Genomic DNA, 21,165 nt, shown 5'->3' with positions numbered 1-21,165 from the left:
GGAGACGGCAGGCTGGGGGTCATGGACGGCAAGGTGTTGTATTCGATCGGGGAGTTGGCCCGGCGGACCGGTCTGACCGTGAAGACCGTCCGGTTCTACTCCGACAAGGGCATCGTCCCGCCCACCGAGCGGAGCCCCGCGGGCTACCGGCTCTACGGGCCCGACGCGCTCGCCCGCCTCGACCTGGCCCGCACCCTGCGCGATCTCGGGCTCGACCTGGAGACCGTACGCAAGGTGCTGGACCGGGAGGCCTCCGTACCGGAGGTCGCGGCAGCGCACGCCGACGCCCTGGACGTCCAGATACGGACCCTCCGCCTGCGCCGGGCCGTGCTTCGCGCGGTCGCCGGACGCCGCGGCCCCACCACCATGGAAATGGACCTCATGCATCGACTCGCCACGCTCTCCCGGCACGAACAGCGCCTTCTGGTATCCGACTTCGTGGATACGGTTTTCGAAATGGGCGGAGAGAAGGTGGAGTTCGCGGATCTGCTGCGGTCCGTCGTGCCCGAGTTGCCCGACGATCCGACGCCCGAGCAGGTCGAGGCCTGGGTGGAACTCGCCGGGCTCTGCCAGGACGAGGACTTCCGCGCCGTGATCCGCCGTACCGCCGAGGTCCAGGCGGTCGAGCCCGACCAGCAGGACGTCGGCGCTCTGCAGGAGGCGCTCGACCGGGCGATGCGGGAGCGGATCGACGAGGCCGTGTCCGTCGGGCTCGTACCGGCTCCGGCCGGGGGTGCCTCGCTCGCCGGCTCGCTCGGCAGCCTCTACGCCCACGCGTTCGAGCGTGCCGACGAAGGCGGTGTGCGGCGCTGGCTCCTCGCCCGCCTGCAGGCGACCGCCGACCCGCTCGCCGAGCGGTACTGGCTGCTGCTCGCCGCCGTCAACGGGTGGCCCGCCGCGCCGGCGCTCGCCCCCGTACACCCCTGGTTCACCACCGTCCTCGCCCCGGGTGCGATGCGATGAGGACGCGCGTGTTGAGGTTCGGCCTGTACGCGGACGAGCCGGGGCTGGCCTGGGTCCGGGGGCTCGTCGCGGACGCCGTGGGCTCGCGAAGCGCCCGGATCATGGAGATGAGCGTCCTGCGGACCCTTCCCGGGAGCGGGATGCCGGCCGCCGAGATGTACGAGCACCTCGTGGATCAGTGGGACATCGAGCATCCCGGCGAGGGGAGAGGCGGGCGGGAGCCGGTCGAGCTGCGGGTCGACCTGGACTGCTCCTTGCGGACCTGGCGGGCCGTTCGTGCCGCGGTGATCGAGGGGCTTTGCCCGGAGGGGGCGGGGCGGCATGTCTGTCGCGTCCCCTGGGCCACTCGCTGACTCCGATCGGGCCCGCCGTCAGTGGACCGCCCGGTGCCAGGCGGGGCGGTTGGGGGTGATGGGGGTCGACGTCGTGTGGAGTTCGGCGTCCAGGCCCAGGACCGCCGTCGTGATGGTGCCGGACGGTTCCAGTACGGCCGACGGGGCGCCCGCGAAGAGCATGCGGGATTCCTCCCACGCCGGGGGGCCGCCGAGGCCCGTGGTGCTGACGGTGCCGCTGTCCGCGCGCCCCACCATGAGGCGGCCCGCGGCGCCGACCGCGCCGTAACCGGCCCGGCCGCCCGCCTCCGTGACGCTGGACACCTGGGGCCGGACCGAGGGGCCGGCCGTGACCAGGGCGGTGCGGACGACCCCCGAGTCGGGGCGGCGGAAGAAGAGGCGTACGCCCGCACCTTCCGGTGCCGCCGTGAGGGGGACCGTGGTGGCGGGCAGGCCCGTCGGCGCGGGGCCGAGCAAGGGGGTGTCCGGGGTGCGCTGGGTCCAGGCCAGGACGGAGGTGGTGGTGGTCGCGTACACGTGCCGCCGCCCCGCCGCGTCGAGCGCCGTCACCGGGTCGCTCTGCAGGTCCTCGCCGCCGAGCCGCTCCCACGGGGAGAATCCGCCGTCCGGCTGCTGGGTGGTCGCGCGCAGGGTGCGGCGCGAGTCGCGGAGGTAGACGGTCAGGCCGCCCCGCGCGTCCACGGCCACCGCCGGGGCGCTGATCGCCGAGGTGCCCTCGTCGTCGGTGCGTTCCGGGGTGCCGAGCGACTGCCACGGGCCGAACGGGCCGTCGGGCGCGGACTGGACGGCGTACACGACCTCGCGCCGGTACTCCGCGGGCGTGGAGCCGAGGGTGGTGCGGGTGGCGAGGACGGCGACGCGGCCGCCGGGGAGGCGGGCGGCGGTGGCGCCCGGGTCGATGCCCGTGCCCGGGAGGAACATCGGGCCCGCCCACTCGCCGCCGGCGTTGCGCGTCCAGTACGCGGTCCGACCGTCCAGCGTGGCGAAGGCCCACAGCCGGCCGGGTGTGCCCTCCGTCAGCCAGGAGGTGGTCTCGGCGCGGGTGTAGCGCAGCGACTGGGCCCAGTTGCGGCCGGTCGGATTGCCCGCGACCTTCCGGTCGCCGCAGCCCGACGGGCTGCCGCAGTAGTCCTGGCGGTCCTGCCAGGCGTAGGTCCTCAGGAAGCCGGTCTTGGTCTCGGCGGTCTGCGGGTCCAGCGCGTGCGGGAGAGTGCTGTTGTGGTAGCCGAGGTAGCTCTGGACCGTGAAGTGCGGGCGCCTGCTGACCTGGTCGGCGTAGGCGGCGGTGGCGGCCTGCACGAAGCGGGCGCCGTACATGTGGTCCTGGTGGTCGGTGAACCGGCCGGTCCCGTTCTCGCCGTAGCGGTTCGGCGTCGGGTCCTGCATACGTATCGTCGTCGGCCGGTAGCGGTCCAGGACCCCGGATATCGTCCGGACCAGCTGGTCCTTGGTGTACGTGAACGGCTGCTTGACCGGGGTGCCGGAGGTGAGCTGGGCCTCCAGAGCCGCCGTCCGGCCGTTCCACAGGCCGCGCAGGCTCTCGGGGGTGTCCTCACCGGTGGTGCGGGCCTCTCGCAGCATCAGCCACACCAGGTTGACCTGCGGCTTCGCTATGAGGACGTCGAGTTCGGCGTGCCCGCCCCCTTCGGTGGGTATGACCGTACGCTTCCAAGCGCTGGTGCGGTCCCCGGTGGCCATCTGGGCGTACGCGGAGCGGATGCCGTTCTGCCGGGCCTCCGCGTAGTGGGCGCGGTCGGCGGGCTGTTCGGGGTCGGTGGCGGCGCCGCCGTGGGCCTCGTTGCGGCCGTCGGACTCACCGGAGGTGAGGTAGGTGGTGGTGACCTGGGTGCCGGAGAGCAGTGACCGGCTGAGGTCCGGGTTCATGAAGAACAGGTCGTCGTCGGGGTGGGCGACGATCTGGAGGACCGAACCGGAGGTGACGCTCGCGGGCCGGACCGCGGCCGGGTTCTTCTCCTGGGTGGCTTCGGCCGTGGTCTGTTGGCCGGCCACGGAGAGCACACCGGTGGCGCCGGCTGTCAGCACGGTGAGCAGGGCCGCGAAGCGGCGACGGGTCACAGGCATCGGGTCACGCCTCGGGTTCGGTCTCGCTCTGACGATGGAAAGCACGCGTGAATGCGTCGAACAGTCAGAGAGAGGGGAAATCTGCGGACTTGGTTCACCGAATCCGCAGATGGCAGGGGCTATTCCGGTACGGGATACGGACGGCGCCCGTCCGCCTACCGGACCGCGGGAGCCTGAGGCGATGCGGGGGCCTGAGGCGATGCGGGGGGCGACGCGGGGTGCGCGGGGGATGCAGGGTGCGTGGGGGATGCGGGGGATGCGGGGTGCGCGGGGGATGCGGGTGACGAGGGCGGGACGGGCGGGACGGGCGACGGGAGCGACGGGGGCGCGTTGCGCGGGCCCACCGGCTGCCACGGCGCCAGGTGCGCGTTCGGCACGTCGGCCGAGGAGGTCACGTACAGCCGTGCGTCGAGCCCCACCACCGCCAGGCTGACCAGGGCCTTGCCGGTCGTCGTGGAGGACGGCGCGCCGACGAACAGCAGCGGGGAGCGTTCCCACGGCCGCCCCGACCCGGCCTCCGAGCCCAGTTGCCCGCCCGCCGTGCGGCCCGCCAGCAGGTGCCCGCTCGCCGTCACCGAGCCGAAGCCCTGGAGGCCGCCGAGGTCGGTCATCTGGCTCACCTTCAGCCCGCCCTCACCCGTGATCAGGGCGGTACGGACATTGCCCGAGCCGGGCTTGCGGAACCACAGCCGTACGCCGCCCTCGCGGCCGTCCGCGGTCAGCGGGAGCGTGGTGTCCGGCAGCCCGGTGGCCGTGACCTGCCCCAGCGGGGCACCCGGCTGCGGCTGCACCCAGCCCACCACCGACTTGGAGGTCGCGGAGAACACCATGCGCCGCCCGGCGCCGTCGGTCGCGGTGGCCGGGGAGCCGTGCAGGTCGGTGCCGCCGTACTTCTCCCACGGCCCCCAGCTGCCGTCCGCCCGCTGCACCCGGCCGCGCAGGCTGTACGCGCCGTCGCGGACGTACGCCGCCAACTGCCCGGTGCCGTCGACCGATACGGCCGGGGCGCTGATGTCGGAGGTCCAGGTCTCGTCCGCGGTCTCGGGGGTGCCGAGCGACTGCCACTCCGTGAACTCCTCGGCCCCCGGCTGCTTCTGCACGACGTAGACGACCTCGCGCTTGTAGTCGGTGGGCTTCGAACCGAAGGAGGTACGGGTACCGAAGACGGCTGTCCGGCCGTCCGCCAGGGTCACGGTGCTCACGCCCGGGTCCATGCCGGTGCCGGGGAGCAGGTTCGGGCCCTTCCAGCGGCCGGTGGGACCGGGCCGGTGCCAGACGGCCACCTGGCCGTCGAGCGTCTTGAAGGCCCACAGCCCCTGCGCGGTGTCGGAGGTCAGCCAGTCGGTGCTGGTGCCGCGGGCGTAGTTGATGGAGTCCGACCAGCGGTTGCCGCCCGGCTGGTCGGAGATCTTGAGGTCGCCGCAGCCGGCGGGGCTGTTGCAGTGGTTCTGCCGGTCGAGCCAGGCATAGGTGCCCAGGATGTCCAGCTTCTCCTTGGCCTCGTCCGGGTCCAGGGCGCTGGGGAGCGAGCCGTTGATGTAGCCGACGTAGTTCTGCACCGCGAAGTGCGGGCGGTCCGTGACGTCCTTGGCGTACGCGGCGGTGGCGAGCTGTACGAACCGGGCGCCGTAGAAGTGGTCCTGGTGATCGGTGTACCGCTTGGTGTCGGGATACCGGCCGGGGGTCGGGTCCTGGGAGCGGACGGTGGTCGGCCGGTACTGCTCCAGGATGCCGACGAGGGTCTGGACGACCTGGTCCTTGGAGTACGAGAACTTCTGCGGGACCGGGGTGCCGGACGCGAGCATGGAGTCCAGGCGGGCGACCTTGCCGTCCCACAGGCCGTGCAGGCTGTCCGGGGCGTTGTCGTAGACGGTGCCGGCCTCGCGGAGCTGCAACCAGACGAGGTTGACCTGGGGCTTGGCGACGAGGACGTCGACCTCGGCGTGGCCGCCGCCCTTGGTGGGGACGACGGTGCGGGTCCAGGGGCTGCCTCGGTCGCCGGTGGCCATCTTGGCGTAGGCGGCGCGTATGCCGTTCTGGCGGGCCTCGGCGTAGGCGGGCTTGTCGGCCTTGGTGGTGGCCGCCTTGGCGGCGCCGGCGTTGATGCCGTCGGCTTCGCCGGAGGTCAGGTAGACGGAGGTGACGGGGCTGCCGGCGGATATGGAGTACCGCAGGTCGGGGTTCATGAAGTACAGGTCGTCGTCGGGGTGCGCGACGACCTGGAGCACCCGGCCGGGGTCGGGCGGCTCGGGAGCGGGGGTGGGGGTGCCGGCCGCCTTGTCGGGGGCGGTGGAGGAGCCGAGGCGGTCGAGGAGTTCGTTGCCCCGCAGGACGAGCAGGCTGCCGACGGCGGTGACCACGCAGAAGGCGACGACCTTGACGAGGCGGGCCCGACGCCGCCGACGCCGCGGCCGAGCACCGTCCGAGGCCGCGCCCCGGGCCGCCGCCGGGGCGGTGCCCCGGGTGCCGTCCCCGGCCGTGCCCCGGGCCGTGCCCCGGGACCCTTTCTCGGCCGTGCCCCGGGAGCTGTCTCCGGCCGTGCCTCGGGTGCCGTTCCCGGCCGTGTCCCGGGAGCTGTCCCCGGCCGTGCCTCGGGATCCGTCTCCGGCCGTGTCTCGGGCAGCGCCCTCGGCCGCCTCCACGGCGGCGTCCCGGGAGCCGACCCCGGCGGTGCCTCGGGAGCTGTCTCCGGCCGCGTCCCGGGAGCTGTCGCCGGCCGTGCCTCGGGCGCCGTTCCCGGCCGTGCCCCGGGTGTCGGTCTTGCCGCGGGCTCGGCGGCGCGCCTGACGGCGGCCGCCGGACGTGCCGGCTTCGGCGGTTTCGGCTTCCGGCGCCTCGGGCGATTCGTGTGCTTCGGCATGCTCCGCCCGGGCAACGGCATCGGCCGCCGCAACGCTCTCGGCCTGCCGGCCCTCGGCCAACTCTGCCTGCGGCTCGGCCTGGTGGGCCCGCTGGGGCGGGTGTGCGTACGCCCCCTGCTGGGGCGGGGGGGCGTAGCCGTGCTGCTCCTGCGGGTAGCCCTGGTAAGGCGGTTGCGCCGGGTACGGCTGCCGGCCCTGCCCCGTCGGGTACGGCTGCTGCGGCGTCTGTTCCGTCGGGTACGGCTGCCGGTCTTGCTGCGCCGCGTACGGCTGCTGGCCCTGCTGCGCCGGATGCGGCTGCCCGCCTGGTCCCGTCGGGTACGGCTGCGGCGGTGCCTGTTCCGCCGGGTACGGCTGCCCGTCCTGCCCCGCCGGGTACGGCTGCCCGCCCTGCCCCGCCTGGTACGACTGCGGCGGCGCCTGTTCCCTCGGGTACGGCTGCTGGCCGTGCTCCGCCGGGTACGGCTGCCCGTCCTGCCGCGCCGGGTACGGCTGCCCACCCTGCCCCGTCGGGTACGGCTGCCCACCCTGCCCCGCCTGGTACGGCTGCCGGTCCTGCCCCGCCGGGTATGGCCACCCGGATCCGGTCGGCACGCCCTGTGGGCCCCAGGCCCCGGGGCCCTGCCAGGAGTCGGACACGTGGCTCCTCCCGGCAGAACGGCGGCCAGGTATACCCCCATGCCGCGCTAAGTAATCCGATGATCAGACGAATCTTGGCATCGTATGCACCTCGGGTCGAACATTTGCTCCTGACACGCCTAAATCTCCACCGCGGCCAGGGCGGCACTCCGCCGACAGGTCCCAGGGCCTAGGCTCAGGAGAGACTGGCAGGCAGTGGCAGCGACAACCGCGGGAGGCGGCGGGATGACGGTCCCGGGACGCAGGAGCAGCACCTTCATCCGGCTGCTCCGCAGCGGTTTCACCGACCCCTCCGCCGCCGCCCGGCTGCTCGACGCCGACGCGCTCGCGGCCGTACGCACCGATCCCGTGCTGCTCGACGCCCTCGGCGCGACCGCCGACCCCGACCTCGCCCTCCTCGGGCTGGTCCGGCTCGCCGAGGCCCAGCCGGACGGCGAGCTCCCCGGGCTCCTCGACACCCTCGTCAGCGCCAAGCCGCTGCGCGATCGGCTGCTCGGCGTGCTGGGCGCCTCCGAGGCCCTCGGCGACCACCTCGCCCGCCACCCCCGTGACTGGCTCGGCCTCATCACCTACGAGGCCGCCGACCTGCACCCCGGACTCCCCGAGTTCGAGCGCGGCCTCGCCGACGCGCACGACCCCGTCGGTCTGCGCGTCGCCTACCGCCGCTGCCTGATCTCCATCGCCGCCCGCGACGTCTGCGGCACCATCGACGTCGCGCAGACCGCCGCCGAGCTCGCCGACCTGGCCACCGCCACCCTGCGCGCCGCCCTGCGGATCGCCTCCGCCGCCGCTCCCGAGGACGCCGCGCTGTGCCGCCTCGCCGTCATCGCGATGGGCAAGTGCGGTGGCAACGAGCTGAACTACGTCTCCGACGTCGACGTCATCTTCGTAGGCGACGCGGCCCCCGGAGCCGACGAGGCCAAGGCCCTCCAGGCCGCCACCCGCCTCGCCTCCCACCTCATGCGGATCTGCTCGGAGACCACCGTCGAGGGCACCATCTGGCCCGTCGACGCCAACCTCCGGCCCGAGGGCCGCAACGGCCCCCTCGTCCGCACCCTCGCCTCCCACCTGGCCTACTACCAGCGGTGGGCCAAGACCTGGGAGTTCCAGGCGCTCCTCAAGGCCCGCGCCGTGGCCGGTGACGAGGCCTTGGGCGCCGAGTACATCGCCGCCATAAGCCCGCTGGTCTGGCAGGCCGCCGAACGCGAGAACTTCGTCCCCGACGTGCAGAAGATGCGCCGCCGCGTCGTCGACAACATCCCCGCCGCCCAGGTGGACCGCGAGTTGAAGCTCGGCCCCGGCGGCCTGCGCGACGTCGAGTTCGCCGTCCAGCTGCTCCAGCTCGTGCACGGCCGCAGCGACGCCACCCTGCACTCCGGCACCACCCTCGACGCCCTGCACGCCCTCGCCGCCGGCGGCTACGTCGGCCGCGCCGACGCCGCCCAACTGCACGACGCGTACCGCTTCCTGCGCGCCATGGAGCACCGCATCCAGCTCTACCGGCTGCGCCGCACGCACCTCGTCCCCGAGGACGAGAACGACCTGCGACGCCTGGGCCGCTCCATGGGCCTGCGCACCGAACCGGTCGCCGAGCTCAACAAGGCCTGGCGCCGGCACGCCTCCGTCGTCCGCCGCCTGCACGAGAAGCTCTTCTACCGGCCGCTGCTCGACGCCGTCGCCCAGCTCACCCCGGGCGAGACCCGGCTCTCCCCGCGCGCCGCCGGCCAGCGCCTCGAAGCCCTCGGCTACGCCGACCCGGCCTCGGCCCTGCGCCACCTGGAGGCCCTCGCCTCCGGCGTCACCCGCAAGGCCGCCATCCAGCGCACCCTGCTGCCGGTCATGCTCGGCTGGTTCGCCGACTCCGCCGACCCGGACGCCGGCCTGCTGAACTTCCGCAAGGTCTCCGACGCCCTCGGCAAGACCCCCTGGTACCTGCGCCTGCTGCGCGACGAGGGCGCCGCCGCCGAGAACCTCGCCCGCGTCCTGTCCGCCGGGCGCCTCGCCCCCGACCTGCTGATGCGCGCCCCCGAGGCCGTGGCCCTGCTCGGCGACCCCGAAGGCCTGCAACCCCGTAGCCACGAGGCCCTGGAGCAGGAGGTCCTGGCCGCCGTCGGCCGCGCCGAGACCCCCGAGGCCGCCGTCGCCGCCGCCCGCGGTGTGCGCCGCCGCGAGCTCTTCCGCACCACCGCGGCCGACATCATCGGCTCCTACGGTACGGAGGACAACCCGGCCGAGGAGGACCACGGAGCCCTCGTCGACCGGGTCGGCGGGGCCGTCTCCGACCTCACCGCCGCCACCGTCGCCGGGGCCCTGCGCGCCGCCGTCCACAGCCACTACGGCGACACCCTGCCCACCCGCTTCGCCGTCATCGGCGTCGGCCGCTTCGGCGGCCACGAACTCGGCTACGGCTCCGACGCCGACGTCCTGTTCGTCCACGAGCCCCGCGAGGGCGTCGACGAGCAGGAGGCCGCGAAGGCCGCCCAGACCGTCATCGCCGAGATGCGCAGGCTGCTCCAGCTGCCCACCACCGACCCGCCGCTGCTCATCGACGCCGACCTGCGCCCCGAAGGCCGCTCCGGCCCGCTGGTGCGCACGCTCGCCTCCTACGCCGCCTACTACCGGCGCTGGTCCCTGACCTGGGAGAGCCAGGCCCTGCTGCGCGCCGAACCGGTCGCGGGCGACGCCGACATCGGCGCCCGGTTCATCGAGCTGATCGATCCGCTGCGCTACCCGATGGAGGGGCTCGGCGAGGACGCCGTACGAGAGATCCGCCGGCTCAAGGCCCGTATGGAGTCGGAACGGCTGCCCCGTGGCGCCGACCCGACCCTGCACACCAAGCTCGGTCGCGGCGGCCTCAGCGACGTCGAGTGGACCGTCCAGCTGATCCAGATGCGGCACGCCTGGGCCGAACCGGGCCTGCGCACCACCCGCACCCGCGAGGCCCTGGCGGCCGCCCACGCGGCCGGGCTGATCCCGACCGAGGAGGCGCAGATCCTGGACGAGGCCTGGGTACTGGCGACCCGGGTCCGCAACGCCGTGATGCTGGTGCGCGGACGGGCCGGGGACACCTTCCCGGCCGAGGCCCGAGAACTGGGCGCGGTGGCCCGCTACCTCGGCTACGCCGAAGGCACGGCCGGCGAGATGCTGGACGACTACCGCCGCATCACCCGCCGTGCCCGGGCGGTGGTGGACGAACTGTTCTACGGGGCGTAGTCGCGGGCGGGGGCCCCGGGAGTCGCGGGCGGGCCCCGGGAGTCGCGGGCGGGGGCCCGGGAGGCACGTGTCGAGCCGAGCCGCCCAACCGCCCTGCCCTGCCTAGCAATTGCCTTCGCTATTTGCATAGGATCGGCCTCCGATCATGGGGGAGGCACGGAAATGACAGACGCGTCAGGTCCGACAGCGGATCAGCAGGTCGACATGCGCTTGAACAGCGGGCCGCCGTCGGGCCCGTACGCCCCGGGCACCACCGCACCGTCGGTGGTGCCGTACGCCCCGGGGGTCACCCCGGCGCCGGCCGGGCCGTTCGCTCGGGGCGGGGCCCCGGACTTCGCCTCGTCGCCCGCCGAGAAGAACGCGGCGGCGAGCACGATACAGACCTATCTGGAGCCCGAGACCAAGAAGCACGCCGGGGACGCGGACGAGGCCACCGAGGCCGCCCGGAAGGGCTTCGAGGGCTGGCAGACCGCCGCCGCCCTGAAGAAGGTGGCGGACACGTGGGACCAGCAGATCACGACCCTGATGGGCCGCCTCGCCGGGGAGAAGACGGCCCTGCGCCGCGCCTCGGGCGCCTTCACGAGCAACGACACCGGCCTGGGCAACCAGTTGGCGTCGCTTTCGCAACTGAACCGGATGTAAGGGGCTTCGGTGCTGACCTACTACGAAGTCCTGACCACGAACCTGGGCCTGCTCACGACGGCCGCCGCCAAGTGGGAGGCGATGGCGGGCGAGCTGCAGAAGGTGGAGACCCGCTACGGCGACACCGTCCAGAAGATCACCATGGGCGACGACTGGTCCGGTCTCAGCGTCCAGGCCGCGCGGGTGAAGTTCACGGCGACCCGCTACGAGTACTCCGCCGCGCAGAGCCAGGCCAAGGCGATCGCGAGCCTGTTACGGGGAGCCCACGAGCTGCTCACCGACCTCAGGAAGAAGCTGGAGAGCGCCCGCGACGACGCGATCGCCGCCGGTATGACCGTCTCGGAGCAGGGGCGTGTCGCCTTCGACTACTCGAAGCTGACGGCGTCCGAGCGCAGTGCCTACCACCACGACCCCGACGGCCAGGAGGCCGTCCGTACCGCGGTCGGCAAGTGGCAGAAACACATCGACGACCGGGTCAAGGCCGCCTCCGACGCCGACCAGCACGTCCACGACGCCCTCACCACGGCCGTGGTCGACAGCAACAAGGACGCCCTCGGCCAGGGCAGCGGCGCGGACGAAACCCTCACCGGGTTCAACAACTACGCGGAGGGCGACCTCAAGAAGTTCGAGAAGCCCGACGACCCCGAGGCCGCGACGAAGACCGACAGCCTCGGTGTGAGCAGCACCGGCCCCGGCCAGTACGGCAAGGAGGCCTCGGTCAAGGCGTACGCCGACCTCTTCCACGAGACCGCGAAGGGCGAGGGCCACCTGGCAGGGATGAAGCTGTCCGGGATCGCGGACATCTACGGGGGCGGCCGGGCCACCGCGAACTGGGGCATCAGCGACAAGGGCTTCGTCGCGAAGGCCGAGGGTTCGGCGGGGGTGCGGGCCCTGGCCGAGGGCCGGGCCGGGGGCGAATACCAGAGCGTCTACGGGCGGGCGGAGGGATTCGCCGGTGCCGAGGCCGGATTGAGCGCCAAGGCCACCAGGGAAGAAGTGACGGTCGGCGCGAAGGCGTTCGCCGGGGCCAAGGGCAGCCTGACCGGCGGTGTGGAGTCCGGCGGCATCGGCGTCGGCCTGACCGCCGAAGGGTGGGCCGGTCCCGGGGCCGAGGCCTGGTGGGGCTACAAGAAGGACGAGGAGACCGGGGTGTGGAAGCTCGGCGGCAAGGCGGGAGCCTCTCCCCTCCTCGGCGGCTCCATAGGCCTGGAGATCACCGTCGACCCGGACAAGGTGGCGAAGACCGCCGGCGACGTGGCCGACGCGGTCGGTGATACGGCGCACGCGGTCGGCGACGCCGCGGGCGACTTCAAGGACTGGTTGCTCGACTGATGTCCGTTTCCATGGAAGGAGGGCACCGGATGCCCACGACACTGCCGGTGCCGATCGAGTTCCGGCTGCCGCAGGGCTGGCTCCCGGCCCGCCCGGAGGAGTTCGCGCAGCCGGAGGTGGCCTTCGCCGCCGTCCATCCGCGCCCGGACGCCGGGTTCACCGCCAACATCACCATCGACGGCGGGTTCCCGAAGGACGGGGTGACCCTGGCCGAGATCGCCGACGCGTCGGTGGAGCAACTACGCGCCTTCGCCGAGTCGGTGGAGCTGGTCCACCGCCGGGAGGTCGGCTCCGAGGACGCGCCCGCCTTGACCCAGCGGCTGAGTTTCGCGGTCGTGGCGGACGGCGTCCGCCGCGAGCTCGCCCAGTCCCAGGTGTACCTGTCCCTCGTGGACACCGAGGACCCGCACAAGCGGGCGATGATCCGCCTGGCCCTGACCGCCACGGAGACCCAGCACGACGAAGTCCTCGCCGACTTCCAGGACTTCGTGCGCACGGTGCGCCCGACGGACACCGGGGCGGAGAGCTGACGGTGGGGGGTTTCTGGGACCGGCGTACGGGCACGAAGTACCCTCCGCGGCGGGGCACGCCGGGGGCCGTGGAGGAGTTGCGGGGGGCGTTGCTCGGGCTCGGGGGGCCGGGTCAGGTGTTCGTCGTGCGGGAGGGGGCGGCGGGGGAGCGGGCCGACCTGGTGGCGGAGTGCCGCGTCAGCGAGATGCGGTTGACCCTGAAGATCAGCATGCGGCTGGTCCCCGCCAAGCACGAGGTGCGGGTGCTCGAAGAGCGGTGGGAACCCTCCCTGGAGCACTCCGGCGAGCAGTACGGCCGGGGCCCGGGGAAGGCGGTCTACAAGCAGTGGGAGGTCCGGAAGGACGCTGACGGCCGCCGCCGCAAGGTGGAGACGTTCCGCTTCGAGACGGGGCTGGTGAAGAACCCCCTGCAGAACACCGTCCTGAGGGCCGGCTGGACCTGGCGCGGCGTGCTGTTCAGGCTGTGACGGCAGCGGACGCGACGAACGCGACGAACGCGACGGACCTCGGACCCCTCGGGGCCGCGGTCCGTTCGCGTCGAGGTGGCGTCGGCGTCAGCGCGCCGTGCCGAAGTCCTGCGTCCAGTAGTTGCCGGGCTGCGCCAGGCCGATACCGATCTCCTTGAAGGAGCAGTTCAGGATGTTCTCCCGGTGGCCCTGGCTGTTCATCCAGCCCTCCATGACCTTCTCGGGCGTGCTGTAGCCGTAGGCGACGTTCTCGCCGTACGTGCTCCAGGTGTACCCGACGCGGGTGATCCGCGCGCCCGGGTCCGAGCCGTCGGAGCCGGTGTGGGACATGTTGCTGTGGGAGGCCATGTCGGCGCTGTGGTCCTGCGCGGCCTTCGTGAGCTTCGCGTTCAGGGAGACGGCCGAGCACCCGGCGGCGGCGCGCTCCTGGTTGACGAGCGCGAGGACCTGCGCGACGGATCCACTGGCCGGCGGGGCGGCGGTCGTCGACGGCTGGGGTGCCTGCGGCTTCTTCGTCGCGACCGGCGGCTTCACGGGCGGCTTGGGCTGCGCGGGCGGGGTGGTCTCCACGACCGGCGGCTGCGTGGGCGCCGCGGGGCTGCTGGGGGAGGCCTCGGAGGGGCTGCTGCTCGGCGTCTCGCTCGGGAGCGGCGCGTCCACGGGTGCCAGGGTGGTCGGCGTGGCCGACGGCGTCTGCTGCCACTGCCAGGGCCGCTGCTGCTGGTGGCTCGCGGTCCGCGTCCGCCCGTTGCCGTCGTCCTGACCGTCGAAGCAGGCCATGGCGGCGGTGGGAACACCCACGATGGCGAGCGCGCCGACACCGATGACTATTTTCTTGTAGGACGTCTTCTTCCGATGCTTCTGCATGCCTGACCTCATTCAGTGATCGCGAAGCTTTCGGCGCCGGAATCGCAGGGCACCGAAGAGGCCGCCATTCTTAGAAGCGTCTGAATGGCCTGGCAAGTTTCCGCTGATCACGAGCTCGCGGCGGTCGGCACGCGGCTTGAAACAGGGCAGTGATCGTGCATCATCACGATTTGGTCACTCCCGCAACCGTCTGATGAGTGATCAGAAACGGCTGTGACCTGGCCGGTCGAGGGCGGGCCTCCCGGTGCGGCATATTCCGTTTCCGGCGGAGAGGGGAATGTCGATTCCAAAAGGGACAAATATCGAAATGTCGGCGGGTTAACGCTCCGTCAAGAAAGCCCGGCCCCGACAGGCGCACCGTGACGCATGTCACTGTTTCCCGCGCGAGTGCGCCCGTTTCCCTCGGCGCCTGCCGTGAGCAGGTACGGAGGGAAACGGGCGCTGCGATCGCGCGACGCGATCGATCTACCGTGGTTCCAGGGCCGCCGACCGGCAGGCGCCGTTCGCGGCGCCACCCGGCACCCCGGCCGCGGTCAGGCCGCTCACACAACCCTGGAGATCACCGCTCACGCCCTGCCGGCAGGACGCCGCGACGGCGTCGGTGGCCTCGACGCCCGTCTGCGCGGCCATGTTCGTGCAGGCGGGGATGTCCGCGTGCGCGGCAGGGGCGGTCAGGGCCGCGCCCGCGAGCGCGAGGAACAGGCCGGTGAGGACACCGGCGATACGGGTCGACGCGCGCGTGGGGTACATGACACACACCTGCTCTCGGAAGCGACGCGCGGGAAAGGGGGAGGGCCTGGTCAGGGGGCCTAGTTGGGGGCCACCCGGCAGGCGCTCACCGCGGTCCCGTTGGTGACACCTGAACCGGTCAGGCCGGACACGCACTGCTCGTGGTTGCCGGTCAGGCCGACGTAGCAGGCCTGGCGGACGGAGTCCGGGGCCTCGCCGCCCTGCAGTTCACGCTCGACCTGGTTGATGCAGGCCGTCACGTCCGCGTGGGCGGCGGGAGCCGCGAAGGCGGCGCCGCCGAGGGCGAGCGCCAGGCCGGTGAGGACTCCGGCGATACGGGTCGAGATGTGCATGGGGCGTACCTGCTCTCCGAATTCGTGCCGGATCGGCGGTCGGCGTGCGCCTGCCTGGGCGGCCGCCGCGAGCCTGGGCCGGGGGAGCGGCCCGCGGCACCCGACTCTCGGGGCGACCGCCCTGGGGCGGCCACGGGGTGCCGCGCGGCCTGCGGAGGGAACGTGCACTGCCCACAGGGTCAGGCTCCTGTGAGGGGCACGCGCCTGCTTCCACCGTACGACCGGCGGCACCTCCCCACGACCGGGGAGTTCAGTCCGCCTTCGCCCCGGTGCGGGCCACGCCCGCCAGGTCGAGCAGCCGGTGCATCGTCTCGGGCGACAGGGCCGGGTTCGCCGCCGCGTACCAGGCGGAGCCGGGGACGGTGAGCCTGCGTACGAGCTCCTCGGTGGGCAGCCGCGGGTCCTTCACCGCCGAGCCGCCGACGTGCGGGTCGTCGATCAGCTTCATCACGAGCTCCGGGCCCGCGTCGGGATCGGCGAGGGCCGCTCCGCGCAGCCGCTCGTTGGGGTGATCGGCGTAGCGGGCGAGACCGGGCTTCGCGAAGTTCGGGTGGTGGCGCAGGGAGCTCCACGTCAGGCCGTGCCAGTAGGCGTACATCTCCACGACGAGCTCGTGCGGGGCCTGGTCGCAGCACTGGCAGAGCGTGAGCTTGACGAAGAAGTCCTCGTCCCGGGCCAGCAGGTCCACCACATCGGCGGGGAGGTCCCGCTGCATGGCGATGCTCCGACGCAGCAGGACGTGCCCGGAGGCGGCGGCCCTGCGCGCGACGGCCGGCTCGTGGCCGCGCTCCTCGATCCAGGGGGGCAGCATGTGGTAGCCGTGCGGCACCACGTAGGCGATGGCCGCTCGCTGCTCCTCGGTGAGGTCCTCGCGCATCGACAGCGCGAGGACGACCACGTCGTCGGGGTCCTCGGCGAGCCGCAGCGCCAGCGCGGTCGGGACGTCCGGATCCAGGGCCGCGTCCCGGCGTACGAAGCGGTCGGCGCTGCCCACCCGCTCCTCGGGGGCGAGCGGCGGTTCCGGCTCGGGGAGCTTCTCCGCCCCGTCGGACAGGATCGCGGCGACTGCTTCCCGTACCCGGGGCTCGGGATCGGCGAGCAGGGACTCCCGCACGGCGGCCGAGAGGTGTGCCCAGAGTTCCGGGGTGAGCGCTCTGCCGCGCACCCCGGCGTCCTCGTCCTCGGCGAGGCGTGCGCGCACGTGCAGGGGGAGGCCCCAGAGCGTGCTCATCGCCCGCACGCGCGCCTCGCTGTCACCGGCGAGGATCTCTGGCACCCCGTCGGGCACGCGCCGACCGTACTCACCGGCCATGACGGCGTACTGGAATCTGATCCGAGGCGACGGGTCCCGGGCGAGCCCGGCGAACGCGTCCACGTCGAGCCTGCCGTGCTCGATCAACGCGAGCCGGTGCTTGATCAGGGGGGAGGCGACCACGGCGGCCGTCATCTCCCGGTCCAGCGGGCGCCAGCTGAGCCAGTAGTTGAGATCGTCCTGGTCGTCGGCGGCCAGCAGCCGCTCGAACACCGGCATCGTCAGCGCGGAGTTCCATTTCAGCCCGCCGATCCAGGCCTCGGCGATTTTGTCGGTCACTCGGTCACGCGGAATCAGGTCCCCACCCAGGTCGGTCATCCGAACATTGTCCCTCGGAGGTGTGAAGGGAAGGGCTTCAGGCCGCCGGCGCCGCTGCCGCGCAGGAGGTGCACCGCCCCGGGACGGGGGAGCGGAAGGCGCGGTCGCAGTCCTCGCACGAGCGGAGGGGATGGACCTCCCGGTCGGGCCCCACGGGGTACGCCTCCCAGGCGTCCGGGATCCGGGGCGGGAGCTGTTCCCGCAGGCGGTGGGCGAGCAGGGCCGCCGGGGAGTGGATCGTGGCCGACGGCAGCGCACGCGTCAGGGCGGCGATGACGGCGGCCTGAGGCAGACCGCGGTCCAACCAGCGGGCCGCGGCGGGCGCCAGCCGCACCGTGTCGCGCTCGGACAGCACCAACCGGGGATCGCGCAGCCGCAGCCGGGCCAGCAACTGCCGTGCCTGGAGCTCGGCTTCCGGCAGCTCTGCCTCCGGGACGTCCTCCGGGGCCTCTTCAGGTGCTGGATCGAGGGCAGGCTCGGGTGCTGGATCGGGGGCGGGCTCCGGGTCGGCGTCCAGGTCGGGCTGGGGGGTCGAGGCGGGCCCGCGCCGCTCGCGGTGCGTCTCCGTCGACCTCGCCGGCGGGTTGTTGTACGAGACCGTGCAGGTCACGACATGCCCGGACGGAAGTCGCTCCTTGAGGCGCGCCAGGTAGCCGTGCGTCTCCAGCTCGCGCAGCGCGGTGGCGATCCGGACCTCGCCTTCCGGGAAACGCTCGGCCAGGGCCTTGATGGTGACCTTGCTGCCCGTCGGGAGGGACTGGATGTGCGTGGCCAGACCGATCGCCGTCATGCTCAGCTCGCGGTGCTGGGCGAGGTGGTTGCCGATCTTGACGTAGCCGCGGCGGTGGTCGTGGTTGATGTGTCGGATGCCCGACAAGGCGCGCGAGGGCGCGCTAAACTGCTGGTCAGCCATGGGGGAAGAGTCTGCTTCCGCTGTGGTCAGGCCCTCGCCCGGGATGCCAGTCCCGTACGAGGGCCGTACGCGTTTTATGGGGTTGTCGAGCATCAGAGTGCCCGGCGAATTGTCATATGCGCCAGCTGGGTTGGGGTGATTCACCCGACCGGGTGAGAGGGGAGGGGGAGGTATGGAGAGGTTATTCCCCCCGGTTATCTGTCATTAGGCGTCGCGTGCGACCGGACATCGCCCCACCGGGTCGTGGAAACCTCGATCCGGTGAAATCGGACTCGCCAAATCCATTTCCGCCCATACGGTTTTCAGTGGCACGGGCCCGTGGTCCGTCCCCCAGCGCGTGGCGAGTGCGGACACCAGAACCAGCCCCCGCCCCGACTCCGCCCCGGGTGCCGGTACGTCGGCCGCCGCCGGCGGTCCGAACTCCCGTCGGGTGTCCGACACTTCGATACGGAGCGTAGGCCCGGGCGTGATGCGCAACGCCAGCCGGAAGTCACGCCCGCACACCTTCCCGTGCGTCACGGCATTCGCGGCGAGCTCGGCGACGACCTGCGCCGCGTCATCGAACGGAAGCTTCTGTTCCGCAAGTTGGGCCACCGTGAGCGCGCGGGCGGCGCGTGCGCCGCGCGGGGTGGAAGGGAGCGTGGCGACGAGGCAGATTTCCTGATTCACGTGACTCAGCGTGGCCATCCGTGCGTAACCTGAACAGAGTTGAGGGCGCTGTGTACGACGGCTGTCCAAAGTCGTCCCGCCGTGTCCTCCCGGTCCAGCGGAGGTGGAAGTGAGCACGGACGGCACGGACGAGTCGAGCTGGGAACTCGACCCTGAGGACGAATCCGGGGCGGTCATCGCGACGGTGGGACGCCAGCTGAAAATGTGGCGGGAGGCCGCCGGACTCGACCGGGCGAAGTTCGGTGAACGGATGGGTTACGGAGCGAACCTGATCTACAAGATCGAGCGCGGCGCCCGCATTCCGCGTCCGGAGTTCTTGGACAAGGCGGACGAGGTTCTTGGGGCGGGTGGGAAAATTGCCGTGATGAAGGCGGACATCGAAAGGGCGCGGTACCCGAAGAAGGTCCGGGATCTGGCCAAGCTGGAATCCGAGGCGGTTGAGATCGGGTCGTACGACAACGTCGTGGTGCCGGGCCTGCTGCAGACCGAGGAGTACGCTCGCGCCCTCTTCGGTCTCAGGCGCCCCGGATTCTCGGAGGACGAGATCGAGCGCTTGGCCACGGCGAGGCTGGCACGCCAGAAAATCCTCCGACAGCATCCGGCCCCGCTGTTGACCGTCGTGCAGGAGGAGGCTGTCCTCCGACGGCCCATCGGGGGCAAGATGGTGCTGCGCCGCCAACTGGAGCACCTGCTGGAGATCGGCCGGTTGCGCAATGTTGAGATCCAGGTCATGCCCATCGGGGTTGAGGAACACTCAGGTCTCGCCGCATCGTTCAAAGTCATGCGCCTCAACGACGGAACGACTGTCGGACACAACGAAGGCCAGTTGGCGCACCGCTTGATCACCGAGCCCAAAGAGGTCCAGATCTTGGACATGCGCTATGGCATGATCCGAGCGCAGGCCCTTACGCCTCGCGCATCGCTCACGTTCATCGAGAAGGTACTGGGGGAGACATGAGCATCAAGCCGTCGGCCGAGGCCCTCTCTGCACTGACGTGGGTCAAGAGCAGTTACAGCACCGCCGACGGGCCAGACTGCATCGAGGTCGCCTGGACCAAGAGCAGCTACAGCACGAACGACGGACCCGACTGCGTCGAGGTCGCCCACACCCCCGGCACCGTCCTCGTCCGGGACTCCAAGCGTCCCGACGACGCCCGGCTCGCGCTCACCCCGCGCGCCTGGACCGGATTCGTGGACTTCGCCGCCGCGTGAGACGGCTCGACGACGCCGTCCAGGCCGTGCTCCGCCACCGGTGGCCCGAGCCATGGTGCTGGGAGGTCGTCGTCAAAGCCGTCTGCGACGACATGCACTCCACCTGGGACGCCGATCACGCGGTGATACAGGCCGGTCCTGCCGTTTCCGCGTATGCCGACCCGCTCGCCGCCTCGCTCAGGAGCCGGCTCGGCCGCTTCGCCCGTGCCTCCGACCACGAGGTCGAGACGCTCGCGCTCGCCCTCGCCGGGACGGGTGACCTGCGGGCTCTGCCCGCCCTGCATCGCCTGGCGGAGCACGGCGGACTCCCGTACGACCGCGCGAAGTCCCGCATCATGGCCGCGTTGCCCTCGGCCGAGTTGGCCGAGGTCATGCTGACCAAGCTGCGGCGCGCTGCGGACGACTACCACCGCAACACCACCACCCTCGACCTCCTCGCGCTCTGCGGTGCGGCCGCCGCACCCGCCGTGGACGAGGTGGCCCGCCGCCTGGACACCCCGTACGCCTACGACGCGATGCGCGTCCTCGGCGGCATCGGGCCCGCCGCGGCCGGAACGGCCGACCGGCTGGCCGCGTTCGCGACCGGCCGCGACCCGCGCGCCGGCCGTCCGCACCCCCGCCGCGCCGCCTGGGCGCACTGGCGGGTCACCGGCGATCCGACCCTCGCGCTCGATGTGTGCGGAGCGGCCGTGCGGTCGGGGACGGCGAGCCACGGCCTGCCCTTCCTCGCCGATCTCGGCCCGGCGGCCGCCGCCCACGCGGACGCCGTGCGCGGCCTGATGGAGTCGCCCGGCGCGTGGACCCGGGTCGCCGCCGCGCACGCGTACCGGCGGATCACCGGAGACCCGGAGCCCGCCGTACCGGTCCTGCCGGCCGAGGTGGACCCGGCCTGGACGGGACATCCGGCCCTCCCGGTGCGGGAAGCCGTCCGCCGGCTCGGGGAGATCGGCGCCCCGGCCGCCACCGCCGTGCCCCTGCTGGTCGGGATCCTGGCCCAGGAGGAACGCCTGACCTACCCGTACGAGCGGGTACGGATCCTGGCGGACACGGCCTACGTCCGCACCCTCACCGAGGCCCTGGAACGGATCGCTCGGTTCAAGCGCCCGGTCTGACATTCGGAAGTACCCGGCAACGCGGCGGGGATACGGTGACGGGATGTTCACCATCCATCGCGCAGGCCCGCACGACGGGGACGCTCTCGGCGAGATCCACGCCGCGGCCTGGGAGGCCGCGTACGCCCCCTTCTTCGATCCCGAGTTCGCCGCGGACGGTGTCCGGAGCAGGCGAACGCGATGGCACGACAGGGTCGGGCAGGACGACACCCCGATCCTGCTCGCCGAACACGACGGCCGCCCGCTCGCGCTGACCGCTTTCCGGGCCTCCGCGACCCGGCCGGGGCTGGCCGAGATCCTCTCCTTCTACACCCACCCCGACGCCTGGGGCAGCGGCATCGCGGCCGCGCTCATGACCGAGACCCTGAACCACCTGCGCGACGACGGGTTCGCCCGCACCCACCTGTGGACCCTGCGCGACACCCCGCGCTCCCGCCGCTTCTACACCAAGTGCGGCTTCACCGAGAGCGGCGGCGTACGCCCCTTCGACTTCGGCGACGGGAAGCCCCTCACCCAGGTCGAATACGAGCGCGGCTGCTGACATTCCACCGGACTCCACCGGACTCCACCGGACCCCACCGGACTCCGCCGGACTGCA

Annotated in this window: 20 protein-coding genes; 12 read left to right on the top strand and 8 right to left on the bottom strand. The window is 72.5% G+C overall.

Going from position 1 to position 21,165, the window contains the following annotated elements; translation table 11 throughout:
• Window positions 1–21: 21 nt before the first annotated feature.
• Both BCL76_RS07060 and BCL76_RS07055 read left to right on the top strand, forming a co-directional pair.
• Complete coding sequence (locus tag BCL76_RS07060; RefSeq protein WP_109778647.1) at window positions 22–963, top strand: MerR family transcriptional regulator; 942 nt, start codon at window positions 22–24, stop codon at window positions 961–963.
• Complete coding sequence (locus BCL76_RS07055) at window positions 960–1,316, top strand: hypothetical protein (RefSeq protein ID WP_109778646.1); 357 nt, start codon at window positions 960–962, stop codon at window positions 1,314–1,316. The genes BCL76_RS07060 and BCL76_RS07055 overlap by 4 nt, the downstream gene beginning before the upstream one ends.
• Before the next feature lie 18 nt (window positions 1,317–1,334).
• Here the strand turns inward: BCL76_RS07055 and BCL76_RS07050 are convergent, their stop codons facing one another.
• Together BCL76_RS07050 and BCL76_RS07045 are read right to left on the bottom strand one after the other, a co-directional pair.
• Window positions 1,335–3,398, bottom strand: coding sequence for a PIG-L family deacetylase (locus BCL76_RS07050; protein ID WP_109778645.1), 2,064 nt, complete (start codon window positions 3,396–3,398; stop codon window positions 1,335–1,337).
• Window positions 3,399–3,553: 155 nt separating this feature from the next.
• Window positions 3,554–5,758 (bottom strand): PIG-L family deacetylase, encoded by a 2,205-nt coding sequence (locus BCL76_RS07045; protein ID WP_146228331.1) that lies wholly within the window; start codon window positions 5,756–5,758, stop codon window positions 3,554–3,556.
• A gap of 498 nt (window positions 5,759–6,256) precedes the next feature.
• Between BCL76_RS07045 and BCL76_RS07040 the strand changes: the two genes are divergently transcribed.
• The 6 genes from BCL76_RS07040 to BCL76_RS07015 all read left to right on the top strand — a co-directional run bounded on the left by BCL76_RS07040 (window position 6,257) and on the right by BCL76_RS07015 (window position 13,082).
• Window positions 6,257–6,949, top strand: coding sequence for a hypothetical protein (locus tag BCL76_RS07040; protein WP_109778643.1), 693 nt, complete (start codon window positions 6,257–6,259; stop codon window positions 6,947–6,949).
• Between the two features lie 174 nt (window positions 6,950–7,123).
• Window positions 7,124–10,111 carry a bifunctional [glutamine synthetase] adenylyltransferase/[glutamine synthetase]-adenylyl-L-tyrosine phosphorylase gene (locus BCL76_RS07035; RefSeq protein WP_109778642.1) on the top strand — a complete coding sequence of 996 codons (2,988 nt, stop codon included), beginning with the start codon at window positions 7,124–7,126 and terminating at the stop codon, window positions 10,109–10,111.
• Between the two features lie 204 nt (window positions 10,112–10,315).
• Window positions 10,316–10,753, top strand: a complete 438-nt coding sequence (locus tag BCL76_RS07030; protein ID WP_258309395.1) for a hypothetical protein — start codon at window positions 10,316–10,318, stop codon at window positions 10,751–10,753.
• A gap of 9 nt (window positions 10,754–10,762) precedes the next feature.
• Entirely contained in the window at window positions 10,763–12,085 is a 1,323-nt protein-coding gene (locus tag BCL76_RS07025) for a hypothetical protein (protein ID WP_109778641.1), read from the top strand.
• Window positions 12,086–12,114: 29 nt separating this feature from the next.
• Window positions 12,115–12,615, top strand: coding sequence for a hypothetical protein (locus BCL76_RS07020; RefSeq protein ID WP_109778640.1), 501 nt, complete (start codon window positions 12,115–12,117; stop codon window positions 12,613–12,615).
• A 68-nt stretch (window positions 12,616–12,683) separates the two neighbouring features.
• The gene (locus tag BCL76_RS07015; RefSeq protein WP_146228330.1) at window positions 12,684–13,082 is read left to right on the top strand and encodes a hypothetical protein; all 399 of its coding nucleotides are present in this window, start codon (window positions 12,684–12,686) and stop codon (window positions 13,080–13,082) included.
• Between the two features lie 87 nt (window positions 13,083–13,169).
• Here BCL76_RS07015 and BCL76_RS07010 read toward each other — a convergent pair whose 3' ends face one another.
• The 6 genes from BCL76_RS07010 to BCL76_RS06985 all read right to left on the bottom strand — a co-directional run bounded on the left by BCL76_RS07010 (window position 13,170) and on the right by BCL76_RS06985 (window position 18,243).
• Window positions 13,170–13,949, bottom strand: a complete 780-nt coding sequence (locus BCL76_RS07010) for a CAP domain-containing protein (RefSeq protein WP_109778638.1) — start codon at window positions 13,947–13,949, stop codon at window positions 13,170–13,172.
• Window positions 13,950–14,414: 465 nt separating this feature from the next.
• Window positions 14,415–14,699: a hypothetical protein gene (locus BCL76_RS07005; protein WP_109778637.1), complete on the bottom strand. Its 285-nt coding sequence runs from the start codon at window positions 14,697–14,699 to the stop codon at window positions 14,415–14,417.
• A gap of 59 nt (window positions 14,700–14,758) precedes the next feature.
• Complete coding sequence (locus BCL76_RS07000) at window positions 14,759–15,031, bottom strand: hypothetical protein (RefSeq protein ID WP_109778636.1); 273 nt, start codon at window positions 15,029–15,031, stop codon at window positions 14,759–14,761.
• A 250-nt stretch (window positions 15,032–15,281) separates the two neighbouring features.
• Complete coding sequence (locus BCL76_RS06995; RefSeq protein ID WP_109778635.1) at window positions 15,282–16,661, bottom strand: hypothetical protein; 1,380 nt, start codon at window positions 16,659–16,661, stop codon at window positions 15,282–15,284.
• 37 nt (window positions 16,662–16,698) lie between these two features.
• Complete coding sequence (locus tag BCL76_RS06990; RefSeq protein WP_109778634.1) at window positions 16,699–17,574, bottom strand: DNA-binding protein; 876 nt, start codon at window positions 17,572–17,574, stop codon at window positions 16,699–16,701.
• Between the two features lie 204 nt (window positions 17,575–17,778).
• A complete protein-coding gene (locus BCL76_RS06985; protein WP_309136807.1) occupies window positions 17,779–18,243 on the bottom strand; it encodes an ATP-binding protein in 465 nt (154 codons plus the stop codon).
• 109 nt (window positions 18,244–18,352) lie between these two features.
• Here BCL76_RS06985 and BCL76_RS06980 point away from each other — a divergent pair, with 109 nt between their 5' ends.
• Genes BCL76_RS06980 through BCL76_RS06965 form a run of 4 tightly spaced genes read left to right on the top strand, consistent with a single transcriptional unit; the run spans window position 18,353 to window position 21,108 of the window.
• On the top strand, window positions 18,353–19,201 hold the full coding sequence (locus tag BCL76_RS06980) for a helix-turn-helix domain-containing protein (RefSeq protein ID WP_258309393.1): 849 nt from the start codon (window positions 18,353–18,355) through the stop codon (window positions 19,199–19,201).
• Window positions 19,198–19,455, top strand: coding sequence for a DUF397 domain-containing protein (locus BCL76_RS06975; RefSeq protein ID WP_109778632.1), 258 nt, complete (start codon window positions 19,198–19,200; stop codon window positions 19,453–19,455). Before BCL76_RS06980 ends, BCL76_RS06975 begins: the two co-directional genes overlap by 4 nt.
• A complete protein-coding gene (locus BCL76_RS06970) occupies window positions 19,452–20,567 on the top strand; it encodes a hypothetical protein (protein WP_109778631.1) in 1,116 nt (371 codons plus the stop codon). Before BCL76_RS06975 ends, BCL76_RS06970 begins: the two co-directional genes overlap by 4 nt.
• 43 nt (window positions 20,568–20,610) lie before the next feature.
• The gene (locus BCL76_RS06965) at window positions 20,611–21,108 is read left to right on the top strand and encodes a GNAT family N-acetyltransferase (RefSeq protein ID WP_109778630.1); all 498 of its coding nucleotides are present in this window, start codon (window positions 20,611–20,613) and stop codon (window positions 21,106–21,108) included.
• Window positions 21,109–21,165 lie beyond the last annotated feature (57 nt).

Source organism: Streptomyces sp. CG 926 (genome assembly GCF_003148825.1).
Classification (GTDB): domain Bacteria; phylum Actinomycetota; class Actinomycetes; order Streptomycetales; family Streptomycetaceae; genus Streptomyces.
The sequence above is the reverse complement of the archived record's forward strand: the minus strand, read 5'-3'. Positions and strand labels throughout refer to the sequence as shown.